A 20,847-nucleotide genomic window follows, 5' to 3' on the forward strand; every position below is an offset into this window, starting at 1 on the left:
AGTTCAACCCTTTTGCTCCAAAACTTCTTTCAATGATGTGTGTCCTTGACCTGGACGTAATTGTTTTGTTTTAAGGTCACCTGGCACCCAGCCCTGTCCCCACAACAAATCAAGGGTCACCTCTCCCTTAAAACGTTTTTGCCATACGTCCTCCAGAATAACGGCAAATCGTTTGGACATCAGGCCCTTTTGCTGCCCACCATTTCTCTGCACAAAGCTCTGCTCTGCCATGCTCTTAATGTCTTGCCAAAAACAAGCCAAATCAGGGTAGTGAACTTTTTTATGATCCACATAAATCACAGGCAGAATAAATCCAGACTGCTGCATCATCTGGGCAAAATGGGCAGCTGAAACAAAAGAGATAACGCGTGCGTGCGCTCCCCTCAAAAATCTGGATCCGTTTCAAGGGCGGCTTGCTTTATTTCCTGAAGGGTCTCTTGCCCTGGAAACACACCTAAAAATAAACCATCTGCTCTCAATGCGGCCCGATACTGAAACAACAGTTCATCCCATTTCGGCACACCGTGCATGTGCATCACGGAGATAACCAAATCATAGCTACCTGGGTTGATGGGTAAAATATCATCAAAGCAAGCTGTCCATGATGAAGGTAGATGTCTCAAATCACCGCCATTCATCAGAACATCCACAACGCCCAAACGTTTCAAATACGCAATGAGCTTTCTCAAGGGAGGTCCTTGGTACAAGATTGTGTTAAAAGTCCGTTTAACGATTGAAAGCCGTGCGTGGAGTTCGTCTAAAAAATAAGTTTCCAATGCAGCAGGATAGTCAATCTGCCGTCCTTGGCGATGGGCTTGACGACGCGAGGCTGACAGCCTTAGATGCGGCGCCATTTTGTCCCGGTCACCCCATCTTCCAAAGCAATCCCCTGAGCTTGAAGCGTGGCGCGAATCTCATCAGCGCGCTGATAGTCCTTTAACTTTTTTGCCTCTGATCGCTGCAACATCTGCTGCTCAATTTGCTCAGCAGTCAGATCAACACCGGTCAAGTCATGAAACCACTGGTCTGGTGAATAGGTCAAAAATCCCAAAAAACTTGCGGTGTTGACAAAGTTTTTTTGCACCGCCGCACGCTTCTCATCCTTTGCCGCGAGCACCTCTTGCGCCATGTCTTGCAATCGCTGCAGCGCCGAAACCGTGTTCAGATCATCCAATAACGCCCGCCCGAAAGCGTGATCCAGATCACTGATCGATACCTCAGAAGCACCATCTGTAGCATCATATCCCTCAGCCGCCTGATAAAAGCGATTCAGTGTTTGGCGGCATTGGTGAACCCGGCTTTCTGTCCAGTCCAGAGGTTGTCGATAGTGGCTGCTCAACAACACCAACCGGATCAATTCTCCTGGCATGTCTTTCAGCTTATCGTTGAGGGTGAAAAAATTCCCCAGCGACTTGGACATTTTTGTTGAATTCACTTGAAGCAACCCATTATGAACCCAAAACGTTGCCAGGTCTTGATAGGAGTGGGCACATCGACTTTGAGCACTTTCGTTTTCATGATGGGGAAACAGTAAATCAATCCCTCCCCCATGGATATCAATGGGGCCTTGAAAAACCCGCTCAATCATGGCCGAACATTCAATGTGCCATCCTGGTCGGCCATATCCCCATGGGCTTTGCCAGCCCACTTCACCTGCGGCTGCAGGTTTCCACAAAACAAAATCATGAACGCTTCGCTTATACGACTCAACATCGATCCGTGCCCCGGCTTTCATATCCTCAAGGCATCGGTGCGATAAGCGCCCATAGTCTTTATCTTGGCTCACATCAAAGAGAACATGTCCCTCAGCAAGATAAGCAGCTTGGTTCTGCACCAACCGCTCAATCATGGCAATTATATCTTGAATGTGATCCGTTGCCTTTGGTTCAATGTCGGGCGCTAACACGTTTAAGGCCGTAATATGATCATGAAAGGCTGCAATCATCTCTCGGGTCAACGCCGTAATCTCTATATTCTTTTCAGCTGCGCGATCAATGATTTTATCATCAACATCGGTCAGGTTACGCGCATAGGTCACTCTTGGATACAGCGCCTGCAACAAGCGATAGAGCACATCAAAAACAACCACGGGCCGGGCATTGCCAATGTGAATGTAATCATAAACCGTTGGTCCACAGACATACATTTTCACATGCTGTGGATCCATTGGTTTAAAGATCTCTTTTAACTGCGTTTTGCTGTTATAGAGCGATAGAGTTGGCATCGAAATCAGTCATCCGTTTCTAGAAGCTTTTGCCACCAACCTTTTTTCTGATGACGGCCTTTTTGCGGTCCATTTTTGGCAGACTCATTGGCAAAAATACCCATCTCTGTTTTGTTTTCTGGCTGGGAGACGGGCGCCGCCTTTTTCTTTTCAGCAGGTTGGTGGTCTGCTTTAGGAGGCTGTTTCTCTAAATTTGGCTGACTCTCCGTGTTTCCATTCAGCTCGGTATTTTCTCTCGTGCCGGGTTTTTTATTTCTTCTTGGGCGTCGGCGGGACTTTTTAGCAGGACCCTCTCCTTGGGGCATTGCTGAATCGTCTCTATTTCCCTCATCATCACGGCGGACATTTTGATTTTGCTGAGGTTTTTCTTCCTTTGGCTGCGGCGGCTGCACAGTCTCATCGCTTTGCACGGCTTTTGGCTCTTTTCGTGGCCCCCTATCCCGGCCTTTGCGGGCCTCGCGTTGACCAGAATCAGGTGTCTTTTTGCGGTCTTTTCCACCGCTAGGCTGTGATTTAGAAGACGCAGAATCCAGCGCATCTTGACTGGTTGAGAACACCACTTCACCTTCAGTTCCTAGAATTTCAAAACCATTCCCAATGGTTGCAGAGGGCTCTAGAATAATAGATGCTTTGGTTTTCTCCTCGATGAGGCTCAGGTAATTTCGCTTGTTATTCAGGAGATAAAATCCAACCTCCTGAGGCAATTTCACCGTAATGCGATCTCGCTTGTTCAGGATAGCCTCTTCTTCAATTAAGCGCAGAAGTTGCAACCCCATGGATTCTGGCGAGCGCACATATCCTGTTCCCAAACAGCTTTGGCATTGAATGCCACTCCGCTCATGTAGGCTGGGTCGGATACGCTGACGTGAAAGCTCTAGCAATCCAAATTGGCTGATACGTCCAATTTGAACACGGGCCCGGTCATCATTTAGAGATTCGCGCATCACGCGTTCAACAGCCTGGTTGTGTTTCATTTCTGGCATATCGATGAAATCAACCACAATCAACCCTGCTAGATCACGGAGTTTGATTTGGCGGCACACTTCTGCTGCAGCTTCCATATTGGTGTTGAACGCCGTTGATTGAATGTGTCGTTCCCGGGTTGCGCGGCCCGAGTTAACATCCACAGATACAAGCGCCTCCGTTTGTTGAATAACCAGGTATCCCCCCGATTTCAACAAAACCTGACTGTAGAAAATCTGATTAATTTGTTTTGCAATCCCATACTTAAAAAACAACGGTGTGTCAGGATCATCATATTTCTGTACTCGTTTTGCGTGGCTGGGCAAAACTTTTTTCATAATGTTTTTGGCTTTCTTGTAGGCTTCGTTACCTTCAATCAGCACCTCATCCACATCGCGGGTGTACATGTCCCGCAGCGTCCGCTGAATCAGATCGGCTTCGGTATGAATCAAACTTGGCGCCACCGCCTGCATGGTCATATCGCGGATATCAGACCACAAGCTCAACAAGTATTTACAATCGCGCTTCAGCTCCGTTTTATTCCGATCCATCCCAGCGGTCCGAATGATCAACGACATTCCCTCCGGCACCTCAAAGGATGACAAGATTTTTTTCAAACGCTTGCGATCAGCAACCTTATTGATTCGCCGTGAAACGCCGCCTGTAGCATTGGTGTTTGGCATCAAAACACAATAACGTCCTGCCAATGAGACATAAGTCGTCATCGCCGCACCTTTATTATTGCGCTCTTCTTTCACCGCTTGCACAAGAACAATCTGACGGCTCTTGATAACCTCTTGAATCTTGTAGCGTCGAATAAATTCACGAACGCTTCTCGGACGTTTTGCGGAAGAAGGAGAAGGCTCTTCTGTTACCTCAGCTTCCGCTACCTCAACTTCTGCTTCTTCACTTTCCTCTGGTGGCTTTTGCTCGTCTTCACTCTCAGCATCGTCAGTACTTTCATCAGAGCTCTCTTCATCAATCAGGTCAAGATCTTGCTGTTTTTTAAATTCTTCTTTACGCAACTCTTCAAAAAGCTTCCGGTCCTCAACAGGGATGCGAAAGTAATCGGGGTGAATTTCATCAAAAGCCAAGAACCCGTGGCGATTGCCACCAAAGTCAACGAAAGCAGCCTGCAGAGAGGGCTCTACCCGAATAACTTTGGCAAGGCATAGGTTTCCTTTGATGGTTCTCTTTTCAGCATGCTCGTGATCAAAATCCACAAGTTTTGAATTTTCAATAATGGCAACTCGAGTTTCCTCTTGATGCACGGCTTCAATAAGTATTTTTCTAGGCACTGTTTTCTAAACTCCATGATAGTCGGTACACGCACAAATAATATCGTGAATAAAATTTTCTGAATATTTATGTGTTTGACCATACTTTTTTATTAATTAATGTTTAATCTTTTTTGTTTTGCCGAAATCCTTTTAAATTCTTAAAAGTCTCGTCTATGATAATGGCATAGTAAATTAAGCAAGAAATAACATAAAATGATCTGGTTGTCATGATCAACAACATTGTTTTCTAGAAATTATGTACGTTTGTAATCGGATGCTTAGAATAAATCTTTTTACAGTCCTGGCTCTTTTGTGCAGTGCCTTCTCTTGGTTCTGTTCAGCTGGAGATTCAATCGATGTTCGTTTTGGGGCTCAACCCAAAGGGTTTCGAATCGTTTTGGAATCACGCCAACCCCTAACGCCGGTCACCTATCAAGGCAACCAAGACAAAGATGTCCTGATTCACATTAACAACGGAGCGCCGATTACCCTGCCATCTACACGCCCCGCCTATGTCCGGTCAGCAGAGCAGCAAAAAGTCAATGGCACCAAAAGGCAGTTAATTCTCTCTTTAAATGGCCCGATGGCCATCAAAAACAAATTTCGCATCGCCCCCAATCCAACCTGTAAAAACCATCGATACGTCATTGATTTCCAAGAAACCGTGGCCAATCCACCACCACACACCTTAAAGCTTAGCAGTCCGCCGCCAACGCAGAAAAGCCTTCCAACACCACCGCCGGCCCCGCAGAAAAAAATCATCATCATTGATGCGGGTCATGGCGGCGCCGATCCAGGCACCATTGGCAGAGGCGGCACCTATGAAAAAAACGTCACGCTAAGGGCGGCTAAAATCTTGGCGGACGTGTTAAAAAAAACAAATCGCTATGATGTCCGCCTCACACGCAGTACCGATGTTTTCATTCCGCTTGCCAAAAGAGTCCAGTTTAGCCGTGAAAACCAGGGAAATCTCTTCATATCCTTACATGCCGACAGCTCCCCCAGAGGCTCAGCCCAAGGGCTCTCTGTTTACACTCTCTCCCGTGTGGCGTCAGATAAAGAAGCTGCAAAGTTGGCCCAAAAAGAGAACAAGGCCGATTTGTTTATGGGAATTGACTTCGATTCAGAGATTCCAGAAGTTGCCAATATCCTCATTGATCTCACCAAACGGGAAACCATGAATTTGTCCATTTCCTGCGCTCAAATGATTCAAAATGCTATTGATAAAAAATATCTTTTATCAAGCAACAATCATCGCTTTGCAAACTTTGCCGTTCTGCGCACACCCGATATTCCGGCGGTTTTGGTAGAGCTGGGTTTTCTCTCTAACCCTGAAGATGAAAAAAAACTTAATTCCGATTTTTATTTGCGCATCATTGCCTCAAAACTGGTAAGCGCCATTGACCTTTTTTTCATGGATAAAAAAGCCCTATGACATCCTGGATTAAAAATCTTTTTTATTTTTTATTGATTGCAGGGCTGTGTGCAGCTTTATCCATCTTGGCCCTCTTTTATTTTTTTGGCCACGATCTTCCTGATTACACGCAGCTCAAAAAATATGATCCCCCTGTCCTAACCCGTCTTTTTTCTAAAGAGGGGGACGTTTTTGCAGAATACGCCATAGAAAAAAGAATCTTTGTCCCCATAGAGTCCCTTCCCGATCATGTGATCAAAACTTTTCTCGTGGTTGAGGATGAGCATTTTTACAGCCATTTCGGGCTTAGCATCCTCGGTATTTTCAGAGCGTCCTTCAACAACATCAAAAACAAACTCACCGGTCAAAAAGGGTTGATGGGCGGCTCGACCATTACCCAACAGGTGGCAAAGAATTTTCTGCTTACCAGTGATCGCACCCTTCTGCGCAAAATTAAAGAAGCCATTTTATCGATTCGCATTGAGCGGGCCCTGTCAAAAAGCAAGATTTTAGAACTTTATCTCAATGAAATTTATTTTGGTGCCAGTAATTATGGGATCGCCGCGGCGGCTCTCAATTACTTTGACAAGCCGCTCAATCAACTGTCTGTCGCTGAAACTGCCTATTTAGCAGCGTTGCCAAAAGCCCCTAATAATTATCACCCGATACGAAACAAGGAAGCCGCCCTTGCTCGGCGTAATTGGGTGATTGGCCGTATGTATGAAGAAAATCTGATCACAGCTGATCAAGCCCGCAGCGCCATACAAGAAGACATTGTTCTCCGACAGCACAAGACAAAAGATATTATTGATGCCAAATTCTTTGCCGAAGATGTTCGGCGGTTTATTGCCAATAAATATGGCACGCAAACACTCTATGAAGAAGGATTGGTTGTCCATACAACCTTAAATTCTTTTTATCAACGTCTTGCAGATGAGGCTCTACGAAACGGCATCATCAAATTTGACCGGAAAAAAGGTTGGCGCGGCCCGATTGGCTCCCTTTCCCTGAAAACCTGGGTTCATTCTCTGGCAAAGATCGATACGCCCATATATCTCGACACCTGGCGTTTGGCCGTTGTCCTTGATATTAAACCCGATCACGCCATCATCGGATTTAAAGATCAAACTTCGGGAACCATTCCTCTCCACCTCCTCAAATGGGCCCGGAAACACATACGTCTTAAAAATGGTAAAACAGCGCTGGGCAAAGAAATAACCAGCCCCCATGATGTGTTGACCCCAGGGGATGTCATTCTCGTTTCTAAAGAGGGCGGGTTAGAAACAGATCATTATCAACTCCAACAAACGCCAGAAATAGAAGGGGCCTTGGTGGCAATGGATCCCCACACAGGTAAAGTGCTGGCAATGTCGGGCGGCTTTAGTTTTGACCGCAGCCAATTTAACCGGGCTAGCCAAGCTTTGCGTCAAACGGGTTCGGCCTTTAAACCGTTCACCTATTTAGCAGCGTTTGAAAAAGGCTACAGCCCCACCTCTCTCATTCTGGATGCGCCCTTTGTTTATGAAAGCGCGCCTGGTCAACCTTTGTGGACGCCGCAAAATATTGAAAAACGCTTTTTCGGGATCAACACTCTTCGAGCTGCTCTGGAACGCTCGATGAACACAACTGTGGTTCGATTGGCACATGCCATTGGCATGAAACAGATTATCTCTGTTGCCCGGCGTTTTGGCATTTATGAAAACTTACCGCCCTATCTATCTGCTGTTTTAGGCAGTGAAGCAACAACCCTGCTTCAATTCACCGCTGCCTATGGCATGCTTGCCAACGGCGGCTATCACATCCGTCCCTATTTGATTGAACACATTCAAAATCGTCATGGGAAAACTATTTATCGCCAAGACAATCGAACCTGTCCTTCTTGTGATCTCACGCCACCAACCACCGACTTTGCCCCCACCTTAGACAGCAAAAAAGTCACCATTGCTGATCCCATCAGCACCTATCAAATCGTCTCGATTCTTGAAGGCGTTGGTGTCCGGGGGACCGGCCGCCGCGCAAAACCAAAAGATCAAATCATTGCCCTTAAAACAGGAACCAGTAATGACTACAAAGATGTCTGGACCTTGGGATTCAGCAAGGACCTGGTTGTTGGTGTTTATCTTGGCTATGACCACCCGCGCTCTCTGGGGCGCTTTAATACCGGGGGATCTGTGGCGGGCCCTATTTTCAAAGAGTTCATGGAAAAGGCGCTTGCTGCTCAACAACCCCAACCGTTTAAAGTGCCACCTCAAACGAAGTTCATGCGCATCAATCGGTTGACTGGGCAGCGCGCCGAAGCAACTGATAAAAATAGCATCATCGAGGTTTTTAAACCCCATCAAAACCCCAATCCCAGTGGTAGTACGTCAAGTTCTTCCTTGTCAAATTCAGCTGTCAGTGGCATTTATTAAACAAAAAGTCCAATGAAAGCAGAAATAGAGTCTATTAAAAGCGAAATCGAGACCATTCTCTCCCTGCTCAGGAGGCATCTTTGACTGGGATAGCGCTCAAAAACGCTTAACCGAGCTGGCAGACATCATTCAAGCCGATGGCTTTTGGGATGATGCTCAAAAAGCACAATCTATCATGCAAGAGCGGTCGCAACTCGAATCGCATGTCAACGATATTTTAGCCCTTGAAAATAAGCTTGCCGAACTCGTCGATATGATTGAAATCGCTGAAAGTGAAAACGAGTCCGAGCTGGTGGCAGAATCGGAAAAAGAACTTGCTCAATTGCTGAAGGCAGCAGAGCGTCACCAATTGAAAAGCTTTCTCTCCGGGGAGGCCGATAACAACAACGCGTTCCTTGAAGTCAATGCCGGCGCCGGCGGAACAGAAGCTCAAGACTGGGCTGAAATGCTGTTCCGGATGTATTCTCGTTGGGCAGAGAAAGAAAAATACAAGCTTGAAATTATTCAAGAAAATAGTGGTGAGGTTGCCGGCATCAAATCAGCGACCCTTAAAATTTCAGGACCCAAAGCCTTTGGTTGGTTGCGCACAGAATCCGGCGTTCATCGACTGGTGCGTATTTCTCCCTTTGACTCTAACGCGCGTCGGCATACAAGTTTCTCAGCGGTGCGTGTTTATCCAGAACTGGATGAATCCATCGAAATTGCCATTGAAGATAAAGATTTAAAAGTTGATACCTTCCGGGCCTCGGGTGCCGGTGGCCAACACGTTAACACCACCGACAGCGCCATCCGCATCACCCATATGCCAACAGGTATTGTTGTTCAGTGTCAAAATGATCGTTCACAACACCGTAATCGGGCGCAAGCCATGCAGATGCTCAAATCCCGGCTCTACGAATTGGAATTGCGCAAGCAAGAAGAAAAGGCCATGTCAACCCATGCTCAAAAAAGCGATAATGCGTGGGGAAATCAAATCCGCTCTTATGTTCTTCAGCCCTATCAAATGGTGAAAGATCTTAGAACTGGTGTTGAAACCAGCAACACCCAAGGTGTCCTCGATGGCGATATCAATGCATTCCTCGAAGCTGCCTTAGCCCATCGCGCCACCAACCAGCGTTAGCTTATTTGCAGCACAACATTTACCATCGGTATTTTGCTGTCGCACCAGGCAGGCCATGAGAGGGATAGGGAGAAGCTGTCCCATAATAATACGCAGGAGAAGGTACAAAAACAACCTGTCTATTTTGGTCTACTACTCCAGTTGAATAAACAGCTTGCACCCCCATCATTGGCTGCCCACAGCTTTGATATGCAGCCCCTGCCATAGGAGTGGCGGCGAAAGCTCTCATTACGGGTTGACTATTTATGGGAGCTAGCGCCATACGCTGACCATTCGGTTTTTGTTTTGGTAGCAACGGAGAAACAATAGGTCCTAATGGTTCAGGATTTGGGAAATACTCGTTAATATTGTCAATAAATTTTCTAATTTCTTCCAATCGACGTTCTAATTCATAGTATTTCGATGAATTTCTAGAGTTATCAGGGATTCTATCAAGCTCTCTTTGAATCCGAACACATGCTTCTCGAGCTGCTAACAAGCTATTTTTTTTCGCTAATGTATTACGCTTCTTCTCTCTCCTGCGCGCTCGTGCGACAGCACTCCTCTGTCGCCGACCTGTCCTCTCTTGATGAGTTTCTGTTTCTTGCACTGACGTTTGAGCTAAATGATTATCAGTAGAACTTTCTGTATCTGGATGAGATAATGATGATGACTGTTGGGCGAAAGGGTCAAAAAGCGTAACCGCAGCCAAAGGCCCTGTCATCTCTTGCTCAGCAGTTAAGGCTCTGCTTTGAGAATGGTCTAACCTGCCCCTCAAAGATAACAGCCCTTCAACCCAACTTCGATCGGCCTCTGCTTGTGTGTTTTTCATATCTTCCTTAAGATCAAAAAAACCAGTTGGTTCAGATTTATCCATAAGGGCGTTATGGGCTTTCCGGGCTTTTTCTTCTGAACTGAAATTATTAGGAATTATTCCTAAAAAATGGCACGATCTCTCACTCAGCCATACTAGTCTTTCTGTTGGATAGATAGTGGTTCTTATAGCCTCACTTCCTTGCGTAAAAGAACTCACCCGATCAGGATTCGCGTCTAAGCATAAGTCAGGCCAAGCTGATTTCACCTGCAGGGACAATAAACAAATAATAAAAAGATTTTTCACAACACAAAACAACTAATTTATAATAAATATAATTAAAAAAATTAAAAGTTCAAGTATTAAATTAAATAAAAAAATTATTTATTTTTGTTGGATCAGATTTTTTAACTTTCACAGGTGAATGATAGATTGCTTTTAAATCCACCGTCAAGCGACTAAGCTTACTTTTTTAGATAAAAAGATTTGTCTTTTTTCATAAATTAACCCATATTTAAAAAGATCTAATACTTTAAATGGGGCAGGGTTCCACACATGATGACAGACATTCAAAAGTTACTTTCATTTTCATTCATTCTTCTTTTAACCCATTGCACCAAAGATGCCACATCAGAACTGTCAAATTTGCAGGGGTGGGCCGGTCAATACCGCAGCCTCAGCAGCACAGTGCGAGGCATCACCAATAATGCAAACAGCATTCAAATGGCGCAAATGAATAGCAACAACTTAATTAATGCCCTCAATCAGCTCAATGGTCAGCTCTCCTTTGTCACATCCTGGCAGAAAGGTCGGGATTTTTTGCAAGACTCATTGATGTCACTAACGTAATCGCCCAACCCAAGTTAAAAGCCAGCATTTCTAACCTCTCCGGTGCTTATCCCACCGTTGATGCCGTGCGCACCCAGATCAGCACCATTAAGGCTTTTGTCAATGGGATGACCAATCAGCTCGAAACCATGACCCCAGACAAGCTCGAGGAATACAATACCCGCCTCGCCCAAGCCACTGAAATTATTGCCAACATCGACACCTTCCGTGGCTCGCGCCCCAATACCAATGTCAACAATGATTCCAGCCTGGGTCAACTCAGCTAAATGATATCCAAAGAAATAACGCTGATTGAAGGGGATGGCGTCGGGCCTGAAATTGTTCAAAGTGTCTGTGATATTTTTTCGGCGGCCCAGGCGCCCATTATCTGGGATCTAAAAACAGCGGGCAAAAAAGCTTTTGAAGCCGGCATCGAAACAGGACTTCCGCCGGAAACAATTGCCTCTATCCAACAAACGGGTGTTGCCCTCAAAGGCCCTTTGGAAACACCCGTTGGGTATGGTGGCAAAAGTGCCAATGTTACTTTGCGGAAACTCTTTGATACGTTTGCAAGTATTCGCCCGGCCCGCATTATGCCGGGGCTTCAAACGCGCTATTCAAAAGATCCCATTGATCTTGTTTTAATTCGTGAAAATGTTGAGGGTCTCTATACCGGGATTGAACATTGGACCTCGCCGGAAACAGCTCAAAGCCTCAAAGCCGTATCGCGGGCTGGGTGTGAAAGAATTGCCCGGTTTGCTTTTGAATGCGCCCGTACCCGCGCCAGAAAAAAAGTAACCTGCGCTACCAAAGCCAATATCATGAAAATCACAGAAGGCCTGCTTAAAAGCGTCTGTGACCAAGTCGCTGCCGACTATCCTGATATCACTTACGAGCATATGATTGTTGATAATTGTGCGCATCAACTGGTGGTCAACCCCAGTCAGTTTGATGTGCTGGTCATGACCAATCTCAATGGTGACATCCTCAGCGATCTTTGCTCGGGTCTTGTGGGCGGCTTGGGATTTGCGCCCAGCGCAAACATTGGTATGAACGCCGCTATTTTCGAAGCTGTTCACGGCTCTGCGCCCGCTCTTGTGGGCAAAAATAGTGTCAACCCAACCTCCTTGATTTTAAGTTCTGTTCTCATGCTGGAACACATAGGCGCTTTTGCGGTGGCTCAGCGCATCACACGCGCGTTAGAGCAAACGTTTGTTGAAGGTGTTTTTACCTCAGATGTTCCCTATGCGCGCCATCCTGTCTCAACCTCTGAATTCACACAAACCATTATCCACAATCTCAAAAACGCATCGGCATCTGATCTTGATGATCCTCTCAAAAAACCTCTCAATCTTGCCGCGGTTAAACCCCGTTTTCCTAAGCCTCCCGAAGCGCTAACAGAAACAGGGGTTGATCTCACCCTTCTCTACAATGGAAGTCCAGAAGCGCTTGGCACGCACCTAAAAACAATTTTAGAGCCCATGCCTTTTGATTTGATCAATGTTGCCAATCGTGGCTATCAAGTTTATCCCGTGCCCGTTGTTGTCCCCAGTTTAACCGACGCTTGGCAGTGCCGTCTTTTCTATACTGAAAACGGGCCGATTCAGCAAAAACACCTGGCGCAGCTGTTAGACGTTCTCACGCCCCATTACGCCTGGTCAAAAATCGTTAAGCTCTACGTAAATGGTCCAGATCTATGTTACTCAACCGTTCAAGGCGGCTCTCATTAGTCTAAGCGTTCCAACAGATACATGCCAAAAAAATCCCTGCCAAGGCCGCCGCCACCAATTTAAAAATATTTCGTCGACGGTGTGCCTGCTCTCTAATCCGATCTTTGTCTTTCAGCATCCGATTCTTAAGATCTAGTCTCAAGCTCTGCTCAGCGATATTCACATCCAAGTCGCCAGGAATGCGGATTGCTTGATACGCCCGTGGCAGCCCCATTTTATACCATCGCTCCTGAAGCACCGGGGGATGTGATCTCTTTGATGTAAATCCGCCTCCTGATAGCGACCATCTACATACATAAAAATAAGGCGTCCCTGATTGAGCCCCACACAAAGCAGGCCTTCCGGTAGGTTTTGTATCAAAACAACACCCTGGCTCGCCCCGCGATGCTTCTCTATAAAAGTCATCATTTTTTCAAGGGGCATTTTGGAGATAGAGATGCTCCCTTGCCACTGGTCGTAAATCAAAGAAATAATGTTAGAAACGTCATCAGAGCCCCCAACCGTCACAAACCAGTGTCCCTGGTCAGGCACTGGAAGCTCGGCATGTAAATCCACCACGGGTTCAGGTTTGCTCTGGCTAAAAAAAACGGGATGCCCCGCTAAATCGATCACCATTGGCAAATGGTTGATTGATTTTTGAGACGCCAAAGAATGCTCAAATTCCTGAAGGCTCCCGGAAAAAAGAACCTTGTTCTTCCCCAAAGGCCGCCCCATCTCCATAGAAACATGGGTCTTATCAAGGCGCAGAAAAACCTTGGTTGAATTGATCAATTTCATATCTGGTCTCCTGAAACGGCAATCGTGTCATAAAGAGGCAGGATCACCTGACTCAAAATAAAGATCAAAACAAGCCCAACCATCATCAAAATAAGGGTTGGCAGCAGTCGTAAAAGTGCATCAATTTTTCGCTTAAACGCTTGGTCAAAATAATGAGACGCTTGCTTCATTGCTTGCACTAAATTTCCAGACACTTCTCCCGCCAGCAACATTTGATAAAACAAAGGATCAAAAAGGGACACCTTGGCAAACGCCTGGGACAGACTTTCTCCGCGCGTCATATCTTCGTGCAACTTCTGATAAGAGTGCCGACATACGGCCAAAGGATGGGTACAGGCCATTTGTTTGATGCCCTCAATCAAGCGGACATCATGGGCCAACAGCAAATGTATCACGCGACAAAACTGCACTGTCTCACCATATTTTATCAATGTGGAAAGAAGCGGCACCTGAAACAGGGTTTTTTGCATCATTAACTGCATGCGGGTGCTCATAAAACCGAACAGTCCTAAAATCAAAACAGGCCCAAGAATAACACCGACCATAAGCAAGCCATGATTCTGGCACCACACCACAAAAGCATAAATACCGTCCAACCGCGTGGACTGTTGATTAACCATTTCTTTCAAAATAGGTTGAAGCTCGGGCACCAAAATAAAAAGAGTGGCACCCAGCAAAGCACATCCAACCAAGAACAGGAAAAAAGGGTAATACAACAATCGTGCAATTTTATCAGTCATGTCAATTTTCCAAGCTTGATAGTGAGCCAAGCCCGAGAAGATCTGCGCATACTGTCCCGAGGCCTCAGCCGCTTTCAAAAGCGATATCACCATCGAGCGATCCTGGAGCGTCTGTTTATCAAAAGCAAAAGAGAGAAGAGCGCCATGTTGATAGTGTTTCAAAATGCCATCTAATTCGCGCCGGAACACTGTGCTTAGCCCTCGGTTCAAAAAGGCCCGGATATCGCTTGCCCGGCGTCCAAACCAGCACTGAGACAATAGTGTAAATGCCAGTAAAAGCTCATCAGGCTTTTTCTCGGTATTTTCGCTTTTAACACACGGGCCGCCCAACTTTCATTTTATCCAGATCCATGCCAAGTTGCTGAAAAACTTCAGCAAAATCAGCCTGTCCCTCGGCAACTTTTTCAAGCCCTTCCTTTAAAAAAGGCCTTTCTTCCCGAATCGATGTTGGGGGCTCTTTTGCCCCCACCGCTAAAATCGCCTGTCGCGTCAAGACATCCCCCACGGCAAAGCGCCCTTGATATCCTGTGTTAAAGCACGCAGAACAGCCTGTAGATTGATAGGTTGAACCAGGAAGCTTGACCTTCATAGCCTGTCCTAAATTCACCAGTGTCTCGGGCGTTTGAACTTTCTGCCGACAATGTTGACAGAGCTTACGAATCAACCGCTGGGCAACAATGATGGTAATAAATTCTTGAATGTGATGGCGGGGCACACCCAGCTCTTCCAGCCTTGAAATAACCCCCCATGCATCGCGGGTATGAACTGTCGTCAACACAAAATGACCCGTCATGGCCGCCCGCAAAGCCATAGCGGCTGTTTCAGAATCTCTGATTTCACCAATCAGAATCACATCCGGATCTTGGCGTAAAATGGACCGAATACCAGAGGCAAAAGACATCCCAGCACCTTCGCGTATTTCAGTTTGGCGAATACTCGGCATGAAATATTCAATGGGCTGCTCAAGTGTCATCACATTTTTTTCAGCCAGGCCCATTTGATGAAGCAAGCTATAAAGCGTTGTTGTTTTTCCAGACCCCGTAGGCCCTGTCAGAACAATCAGTCCTGCTGGTGATTTTCCAGCCGATTGAAGCTGTTTTAAAATCGAGGCAGAGAATCTCCAAGGTCCTCTAACTTTTGTTGATACGGAGACTTGGTTAACAGTCTTAAGACCGTACTTTCACCGAATAAAGTTGGATGGGTTGAGACCCGAATTTCATATCCTGTTCCATCAGACGTATGGCGAAAACTACCTGATTGTGGCTGTCGCCCTTCAGCCACATCCATCAATGCCCTGACTTTCACAGCATTGATCAATTGAAGGCCATACTGCTTGTCCAAATCTTTAAACGGCAACAAATGCCCATCACAGCGAAACAGAACCGCTATGCAAGATTCGCGTACCACAAGGTGAATGTCCGAGGCTTGGCGCTGCAAACCACCTCGCACAAGATCCGCCAATGTCTCCAGCGGCGTTAAAGGTATTTCTCTCTTTTGAAGCAGGCCATGCCGATCGAACAACCGATTCAACTCATCAAGACCCACAACAATATAACTAGGATGACACGCTGAATGGTAGGTCTCGATCAAGCTTTGCATTTCTTGATTATCTGCGTTCAAGCAATAGACATCCAACTGCATCGAACCTGTGGCCAAAGGTAAAAACCCAATCGATCGAAGCACATCAACAGGAATCGGGGATTTCAAAGCATCAGCAGTCATTGAAATATAGGCAAAATGTTTCAAAAGTCATTCAATTATGAACAAAGTGTTAATTTTGGGGATAATGCGTCAGCGTGCTTCAAAAATCAAGCTTTCTCGTCACCCCTCGGCAAGTTTTAGAGATCTAATCCTTGTGCTGGGGCACAATCATATGCACATGAAAATGAAACACTTCCTGACCGGCTTTTGCACCATGATTGGTCACCAATCGATACCCCGATTCAGCAATCCCAAGATCCTCTGCAATCTTTTGAATGGTTCGATAAAAGCTACTGATCTCTGTCTCAGAAGCCTCTTGAACAAAATCATTAAAAGAGACGTACTTCTTTTTGGGAATGATCAATACGTGCACATCTGCCTTAGGCTCGATATCATGAAAAGCGAGCACGTGATCATCTTCATACACTTTTCTTGAAGGGATGGTGCCTTCAATAATTTTGGAAAATACCGTTTCTCCGTGATACATGGCTTTGGCCTTTGGTTTGTTTTATGTGATATTATCAAAAAAAACGAACAACAATCATCATGAAAAAACTTTTTAAATATCTCTTTATCTCTGTTGTCATCCTGGCCCTTGCTTATTGCGCTGCGTGGTACTATGGGAAGAATCTCCTATCATCCGCTTTGAATGATCGCCATCAAGGGAAAAACTTTACCATCAAAAATCTATCTAAAGATAAACCCAACTTTATAGTTTCTGGATTTCCTTTTGGGTACACCATCACCAGCACCACGCCCGCTAATTTCCAATATCAAAAATTGAATCAAGCCCCAGTTATGCTTCATCTTTCTGGTTTGAATCTTCAGATTCGCTTCTCTCTCCAACCCACAGCACATCTGAATTTAAGTGCATTAAAAGCGTATGATAATCAGCTCAAGTTTGGGGAGTCTGGGGTTTTAGAATTAAACATGAGTAATATCAATGCCCATGGGACTGTCAGCAATATTTTTGCATCGCCAGCCCTTAAAGCAGAGGCAACCATGGCAGATGCCAGCATTGGAGGGGCCAACAACCCTTGCCTAACCATCAAAGACGGTAAACTCACCTACACCATGACAAAACAAAACGCTGTCATCAATCAAAACATCACACTGAATGCAAACCCCAGCTTTCAAACAGGGTGTCAAAAGCTATTTGCTCAACAATTCCAGCCTGTGATGAAACTTATCCCTTTCAAAAAAGCAGATTCAAATTTAAAGGGGCACGCCACCATCAAAAAGGACGAGCTCAGCAGAAAACAAACCATCCAAATGAATTTGACCGCCCAAGATAAAAAAGGCAAAGATGTGTTCACAGTCAAATCTGATCTTTTGAATGATCCAATGCTTAACAAAAAAGGGGCATATGATGGGTCTATAACAATTATGATCAAACGGGCATCAGCAGCTCTTTCCCAGAAAAAGCTCTCCACAAAATCAAAGCCTGGTGATTTCTTCAAAGCTCTTGCGTCAGAGGTTCTCAAGCCACTCAATAAAGGCAAAGTTAAAGAAGGCCATGTTTTAGAGTTTGTCATCCGAAACAATATCGTAGACTTGGATCCAAAAACACTTCAAAACTTAGCAACTTCTTTTCTTGATCGATAGACACCCATTCATATGACTCACAAAATTGGTATATGCGGTATTCCCTCTAGTCTTGGATGTGCGCTTCCCGGCACAAAGTACGGCCCAAATGCACTTCGACAGTTTGGCCTTATCGAAAGCATTCAGCGGCCCAAAAAAGATTTCGGTGACATCGAAGAACCGCTTTCGTATCCCCACTATCCTCTTAAAGAAAATGCCAAACATCTTGATCCCTTAACCGCATGGAACAAAGCTTTATATACCCAAGTTGCCGAAATTTTGGCCGCGGGCTATGCGCCCCTTGTTCTTGGTGGTGATCACTCCTATGCCATTGGCTCATTGGGTGCCGTTGGCCACTATTGCGCAAAACACGGCAAAAATCTTTTGGTCGTTTGGTTTGATGCCCACACAGATTTCAATACGCCAGCTACCAGCCCGACAGGAAACATCCATGGAATGCCTGTTCGCGTTCTCACTGGTCAAGGCCCTCAACCGTTGGTTGATTTCATCAACAGCAACGGCGGCTTTCTTAAGGAAGAGGTCTTTAATATGATTGGCATTCGATCGGTCGATGAAGGAGAGCAAATCGCTGTCAATCAAAGTAAGATGTCTGTTTATACCATGCCCCTCATTCATCAGGCAGGCATTGAAAAGGTCCTCGAAGAAATTTTTGCAAAAGTTGATGATAATACCCATATTCACTTTAGCTTTGATATCGATGGTATTGATCCAGAACTAGCGCCTGGCGTCGGCACTCCTGTTGAACAAGGTCTCTCTCTTGACCAAACACAAAAGGTGTTCCAAGCCATCAAACAGTCTGGAAAACTAGGATCTATGGATGTGGTAGAGCTCAATCCAGAGGTCGATAACAACCATCAAACAGCAAAGCTTGCCGTAGAGCTGGTATCAAGCCTTTTTACAGAATGATTTAAAGATCCGCTCCACTGGCATGATCAGTTGATCGTTGGTGGCAATTAGGGTCTCGCCACTAAAAATATCCTGCCGGGGATCGAACGGGCTTAAGCTTCCGCCCGCTTCTTGAATGATTAAATTCCCAGCAGCCACATCCCAGGCCTTTAATCCAAATCCCACAAAAATATCTGCGCGCGCCGCTGCAATATACGCCAAATTCAAAGCAGCCGATCCAAAGATCCGAAACCGTGTTTGTTTGAACAACTCATCAAAGCAAGCCCGTTCATGGGGGGGGCGTGAGGGTGTATATACATTGTGCAACGTCGCCATCACAAGAGATCCACGTAATTCTTTTCTTAGCGAAACCCGCAAGCGCCGATTGTTCAGAAAACTTCCTCGGCCTCTTTCCGTCCAGAACAATTCATCTCGGATGGGATCATAAATAATTCCTGCGTGCGGTTGGCCATTTTTTATCAGCGCAATGGAGATACAAAAATGCGGAATACTGTGAAGAAAGTTATAGGTCCCGTCCAAAGGGTCAATCACCCAATAGGTATTCTGGTTGCCGACTTCCCCTTGCTCTTCCATCAAGAACCCATAATTGGGATAGCTTTTTTGCAGTTCCTTGAAAATAATTGTTTCAGCGCGTGTATCCGCCGTTGAGACGAAATCCCCAGCGCCTTTATCTGAAACAACTAAGTTTTCAACTTCATTAAAATCACGAATAAGGGCGCGGGCGGCTTTAAAAGCTGCTTGCGCCATGACATTAACAATGGGAACAGTGGTTAATCTTTGTGTAACAGTTGCCATTAATTTTCCTTTGCTCGATCAACGTAAGAGCCATCTTGTGTGTTGATAACAATGCGTGTGTCCACTTCAATATGCGGCGGCACTAAAACCCGGACGCCATTTTCCAAAACAGCGGGTTTGTAAGAGGAAGAAGCCGTTTGCCCCTTAACCACTGGCTCAGCCTCCACCACGGTCATTACAACCGTATCAGGCAAGCGCACACTCAAGGCATGTCCGTCATGATAAACAATTGTCACGGTCATCCCTTCTTGAATAAAGCGAACCGACTCTCCCAACAATCCTTGATCCAGCGTCACTTGCTCAAAGGTTTCAGGATCCATAAATGTTAAATGAGCACCATCTTGATACAGGAATTGGCGCTCTTCTTCATCCAGGCGTGCTTTTTCTATGGTCTCACTTGACCGAAACCGTTCATTCAGTTTTGTGCCTACTTTGATATCCTTAAGCTCTGTTTGAACATAAGCGCCCCCTTTTCCAGGTTGCGTATGTTGTATTTTCAAAACCACCCACAGCCTATTTTTATACTCGAGGACGTTACCCGGTCTGATTTCATTTGCGGTAATCTTCATGATATTTTTCTCATTTCGAACAATAAATGGCGGTTAATTTCTGAACCAATGCTTTGGCTTCCGTTTCGGGACGTTGGAAAATATTCCGGCCAATAATCGATCCATCTCCCCCGCCCGCGTGAATGGCTTGAACTTCACTGATCAGATCAGCATCACTTTTGATTGCGCCGCCGGAAAAAATAACAAGCCGGCGATTGGCAAAACAGGCCCGTTTGACAAAGGCAATCCGTTCATCCAACTGGGTCAGGTCTGCTTTTGATTTTGATAAGAGCTCTTTTGATTTTTGGGTTGCGACAGCACTTGATGGAATTTTTACTTTCACAATGTGGGCACCGAGAAGACAGGCCATATGGGCGCCATAGCTCACCGTATCAATGCTGGTTTCTCCTTCTGTCGATAAATTACCGCGGGGGTAAGACCAGACAATCACGGCCAGTCCACAAGAACGGGCTTCTGCGCTTAATTCTTGCAATTCCTGGAATTGACTGAGAGACGCATTGGATCCAGGATAAATCGTAAAACCAATGGCAGCACAGCCCAAATGCAATGCATCCTCGATGCACGCGGTCACCGCTTGATCAGGGTCATCCATATCAACTAACTTGTTGGAGCTATTCATTTTCAAGATAAGTGGTAACTGACCGGGGTATAAATCAACCCCAGCTTGAAGAAATCCTAAGGGGCCTGAGAGCCCTGATAAACGATTTTCATAAGCAAAACGGAAATGAAAACAAGGATCATAAGCCTCGGGCTGCATCTCAAAACTATCAATCGGGCCATGCTCAAATCCTTGATCAACCGCAGAGATCATCAACCGTCCGGTTCCGCCCAACACCCCTTGATATAAAAGCTGAGCAAGCCGCGCACGAACAGCCGGACTTTCATAGGAATAATGAGACAGGATTTTTTGAACAGCAGCGGTCATTTAAGAATCTCCTTTATCACGCCCTCTCTTAAATAACAGGTTTCAGCCAGAAAGCTCAACAAAATT

General features: G+C 45.7%; 21 protein-coding genes. 7 read left to right on the top strand and 14 right to left on the bottom strand.

The annotated features are described in order from the left end of the window. Positions 1 to 3: 3 nt before the first annotated feature. The 4 genes from C0582_04870 to C0582_04885 are packed head-to-tail and all read right to left on the bottom strand — an operon-like array spanning position 4 to position 4,485. Complete coding sequence (locus C0582_04870; GenBank protein ID PLX29215.1) at positions 4 to 387, bottom strand: hypothetical protein; 384 nt, start codon at positions 385 to 387, stop codon at positions 4 to 6. Beyond that, positions 384 to 854 carry a hypothetical protein gene (locus C0582_04875; protein PLX29216.1) on the bottom strand — a complete coding sequence of 157 codons (471 nt, stop codon included), beginning with the start codon at positions 852 to 854 and terminating at the stop codon, positions 384 to 386. The genes C0582_04870 and C0582_04875 overlap by 4 nt, the downstream gene beginning before the upstream one ends. Then, entirely contained in the window at positions 839 to 2,224 is a 1,386-nt protein-coding gene (locus C0582_04880; GenBank protein ID PLX29217.1) for a cysteine--tRNA ligase, read from the bottom strand. Before C0582_04880 ends, C0582_04875 begins: the two co-directional genes overlap by 16 nt. A gap of 5 nt (positions 2,225 to 2,229) precedes the next feature. Continuing rightward, complete coding sequence (locus C0582_04885) at positions 2,230 to 4,485, bottom strand: ribonuclease E/G (protein PLX29218.1); 2,256 nt, start codon at positions 4,483 to 4,485, stop codon at positions 2,230 to 2,232. 238 nt (positions 4,486 to 4,723) lie between these two features. Between C0582_04885 and C0582_04890 the strand changes: the two genes are divergently transcribed. The 3 genes from C0582_04890 (at position 4,724) to C0582_04900 (ending at position 9,412) form a co-directional block, all read left to right on the top strand. Beyond that, on the top strand, positions 4,724 to 5,902 hold the full coding sequence (locus C0582_04890; GenBank protein PLX29219.1) for a hypothetical protein: 1,179 nt from the start codon (positions 4,724 to 4,726) through the stop codon (positions 5,900 to 5,902). Continuing rightward, the gene (locus C0582_04895; protein PLX29220.1) at positions 5,899 to 8,292 is read left to right on the top strand and encodes a penicillin-binding protein; all 2,394 of its coding nucleotides are present in this window, start codon (positions 5,899 to 5,901) and stop codon (positions 8,290 to 8,292) included. Before C0582_04890 ends, C0582_04895 begins: the two co-directional genes overlap by 4 nt. A 12-nt stretch (positions 8,293 to 8,304) precedes the next feature. Further along, positions 8,305 to 9,412 (top strand): peptide chain release factor 2 gene (locus C0582_04900; GenBank protein ID PLX29221.1). Its coding sequence is split into 2 segments (ribosomal slippage): positions 8,305 to 8,373 and positions 8,375 to 9,412, totalling 1,107 coding nucleotides; the frame shifts between segments, so codons are not numbered across the junction. Positions 9,413 to 9,431: 19 nt separating this feature from the next. On the opposite strand, the gene C0582_04905 is transcribed toward C0582_04900, so the two are convergent. After that, on the bottom strand, positions 9,432 to 10,511 hold the full coding sequence (locus C0582_04905) for a hypothetical protein (protein ID PLX29222.1): 1,080 nt from the start codon (positions 10,509 to 10,511) through the stop codon (positions 9,432 to 9,434). Positions 10,512 to 10,760: 249 nt separating this feature from the next. On the opposite strand from C0582_04905, the gene C0582_04910 reads away from it, so the two are divergent. Further along, complete coding sequence (locus tag C0582_04910; GenBank protein ID PLX29223.1) at positions 10,761 to 11,054, top strand: hypothetical protein; 294 nt, start codon at positions 10,761 to 10,763, stop codon at positions 11,052 to 11,054. A 14-nt stretch (positions 11,055 to 11,068) separates the two neighbouring features. On the opposite strand, the gene C0582_04915 is transcribed toward C0582_04910, so the two are convergent. Next, positions 11,069 to 11,311, bottom strand: coding sequence for a hypothetical protein (locus C0582_04915; protein PLX29224.1), 243 nt, complete (start codon positions 11,309 to 11,311; stop codon positions 11,069 to 11,071). A 9-nt stretch (positions 11,312 to 11,320) separates the two neighbouring features. Here C0582_04915 and C0582_04920 point away from each other — a divergent pair, with 9 nt between their 5' ends. Next, positions 11,321 to 12,763, top strand: coding sequence for an isocitrate dehydrogenase (locus C0582_04920; GenBank protein PLX29225.1), 1,443 nt, complete (start codon positions 11,321 to 11,323; stop codon positions 12,761 to 12,763). 159 nt (positions 12,764 to 12,922) lie between these two features. Here the strand turns inward: C0582_04920 and C0582_04925 are convergent, their stop codons facing one another. The 5 genes from C0582_04925 to C0582_04945 all read right to left on the bottom strand — a co-directional run bounded on the left by C0582_04925 (position 12,923) and on the right by C0582_04945 (position 16,468). Then, positions 12,923 to 13,540, bottom strand: coding sequence for a hypothetical protein (locus C0582_04925; GenBank protein PLX29226.1), 618 nt, complete (start codon positions 13,538 to 13,540; stop codon positions 12,923 to 12,925). After that, on the bottom strand, positions 13,537 to 14,610 hold the full coding sequence (locus tag C0582_04930) for a hypothetical protein (protein ID PLX29227.1): 1,074 nt from the start codon (positions 14,608 to 14,610) through the stop codon (positions 13,537 to 13,539). Before C0582_04930 ends, C0582_04925 begins: the two co-directional genes overlap by 4 nt. Beyond that, positions 14,591 to 15,385, bottom strand: coding sequence for a hypothetical protein (locus C0582_04935; GenBank protein ID PLX29228.1), 795 nt, complete (start codon positions 15,383 to 15,385; stop codon positions 14,591 to 14,593). Before C0582_04935 ends, C0582_04930 begins: the two co-directional genes overlap by 20 nt. Further along, positions 15,379 to 16,026 (bottom strand): hypothetical protein, encoded by a 648-nt coding sequence (locus tag C0582_04940; protein PLX29229.1) that lies wholly within the window; start codon positions 16,024 to 16,026, stop codon positions 15,379 to 15,381. The genes C0582_04935 and C0582_04940 overlap by 7 nt, the downstream gene beginning before the upstream one ends. Before the next feature lie 100 nt (positions 16,027 to 16,126). Further along, positions 16,127 to 16,468, bottom strand: coding sequence for a histidine triad nucleotide-binding protein (locus C0582_04945; GenBank protein ID PLX29230.1), 342 nt, complete (start codon positions 16,466 to 16,468; stop codon positions 16,127 to 16,129). A 59-nt stretch (positions 16,469 to 16,527) separates the two neighbouring features. On the opposite strand from C0582_04945, the gene C0582_04950 reads away from it, so the two are divergent. Further along, a complete protein-coding gene (locus C0582_04950) occupies positions 16,528 to 17,586 on the top strand; it encodes a hypothetical protein (GenBank protein ID PLX29231.1) in 1,059 nt (352 codons plus the stop codon). A gap of 12 nt (positions 17,587 to 17,598) precedes the next feature. Beyond that, on the top strand, positions 17,599 to 18,492 hold the full coding sequence (gene rocF, locus C0582_04955; GenBank protein ID PLX29232.1) for an arginase: 894 nt from the start codon (positions 17,599 to 17,601) through the stop codon (positions 18,490 to 18,492). Here rocF and C0582_04960 read toward each other — a convergent pair. The 3 genes from C0582_04960 to C0582_04970 are packed head-to-tail and all read right to left on the bottom strand — an operon-like array spanning position 18,472 to position 20,781. Next, entirely contained in the window at positions 18,472 to 19,287 is an 816-nt protein-coding gene (locus tag C0582_04960) for an inositol monophosphatase (GenBank protein PLX29233.1), read from the bottom strand. The genes rocF and C0582_04960 overlap by 21 nt on opposite strands. Next, entirely contained in the window at positions 19,287 to 19,856 is a 570-nt protein-coding gene (gene efp, locus C0582_04965; protein PLX29234.1) for an elongation factor P, read from the bottom strand. Before efp ends, C0582_04960 begins: the two co-directional genes overlap by 1 nt. Positions 19,857 to 19,866: 10 nt before the next feature. Further along, complete coding sequence (locus tag C0582_04970) at positions 19,867 to 20,781, bottom strand: fructose-bisphosphate aldolase (GenBank protein PLX29235.1); 915 nt, start codon at positions 20,779 to 20,781, stop codon at positions 19,867 to 19,869. Between the last annotated feature and the right edge of the window lie 66 nt (positions 20,782 to 20,847).

It is taken from the genome of Alphaproteobacteria bacterium, assembly GCA_002869105.1.
In the GTDB taxonomy this organism is placed as follows: domain Bacteria; phylum Pseudomonadota; class Alphaproteobacteria; order UBA7879; family UBA7879; genus UBA7879.

Coding starts and splice junctions, on each gene's coding strand:
- C0582_04880 (PLX29217.1), bottom strand. CDS start 2,224: ATGCCAACTCTATCGCTCTATAACAGCAAAACGCAGTTAAAAGAGATC.
- rocF (PLX29232.1), top strand. CDS start 17,599: ATGACTCACAAAATTGGTATATGCGGTATTCCCTCTAGTCTTGGATGT.
- C0582_04950 (PLX29231.1), top strand. CDS start 16,528: ATGAAAAAACTTTTTAAATATCTCTTTATCTCTGTTGTCATCCTGGCC.
- C0582_04945 (PLX29230.1), bottom strand. CDS start 16,468: ATGTATCACGGAGAAACGGTATTTTCCAAAATTATTGAAGGCACCATC.
- C0582_04910 (PLX29223.1), top strand. CDS start 10,761: ATGATGACAGACATTCAAAAGTTACTTTCATTTTCATTCATTCTTCTT.
- C0582_04970 (PLX29235.1), bottom strand. CDS start 20,781: ATGACCGCTGCTGTTCAAAAAATCCTGTCTCATTATTCCTATGAAAGT.
- C0582_04925 (PLX29226.1), bottom strand. CDS start 13,540: ATGAAATTGATCAATTCAACCAAGGTTTTTCTGCGCCTTGATAAGACC.
- efp (PLX29234.1), bottom strand. CDS start 19,856: ATGAAGATTACCGCAAATGAAATCAGACCGGGTAACGTCCTCGAGTAT.
- C0582_04920 (PLX29225.1), top strand. CDS start 11,321: ATGATATCCAAAGAAATAACGCTGATTGAAGGGGATGGCGTCGGGCCT.
- C0582_04895 (PLX29220.1), top strand. CDS start 5,899: ATGACATCCTGGATTAAAAATCTTTTTTATTTTTTATTGATTGCAGGG.
- C0582_04960 (PLX29233.1), bottom strand. CDS start 19,287: ATGGCAACTGTTACACAAAGATTAACCACTGTTCCCATTGTTAATGTC.
- C0582_04890 (PLX29219.1), top strand. CDS start 4,724: ATGTACGTTTGTAATCGGATGCTTAGAATAAATCTTTTTACAGTCCTG.
- C0582_04875 (PLX29216.1), bottom strand. CDS start 854: ATGGCGCCGCATCTAAGGCTGTCAGCCTCGCGTCGTCAAGCCCATCGC.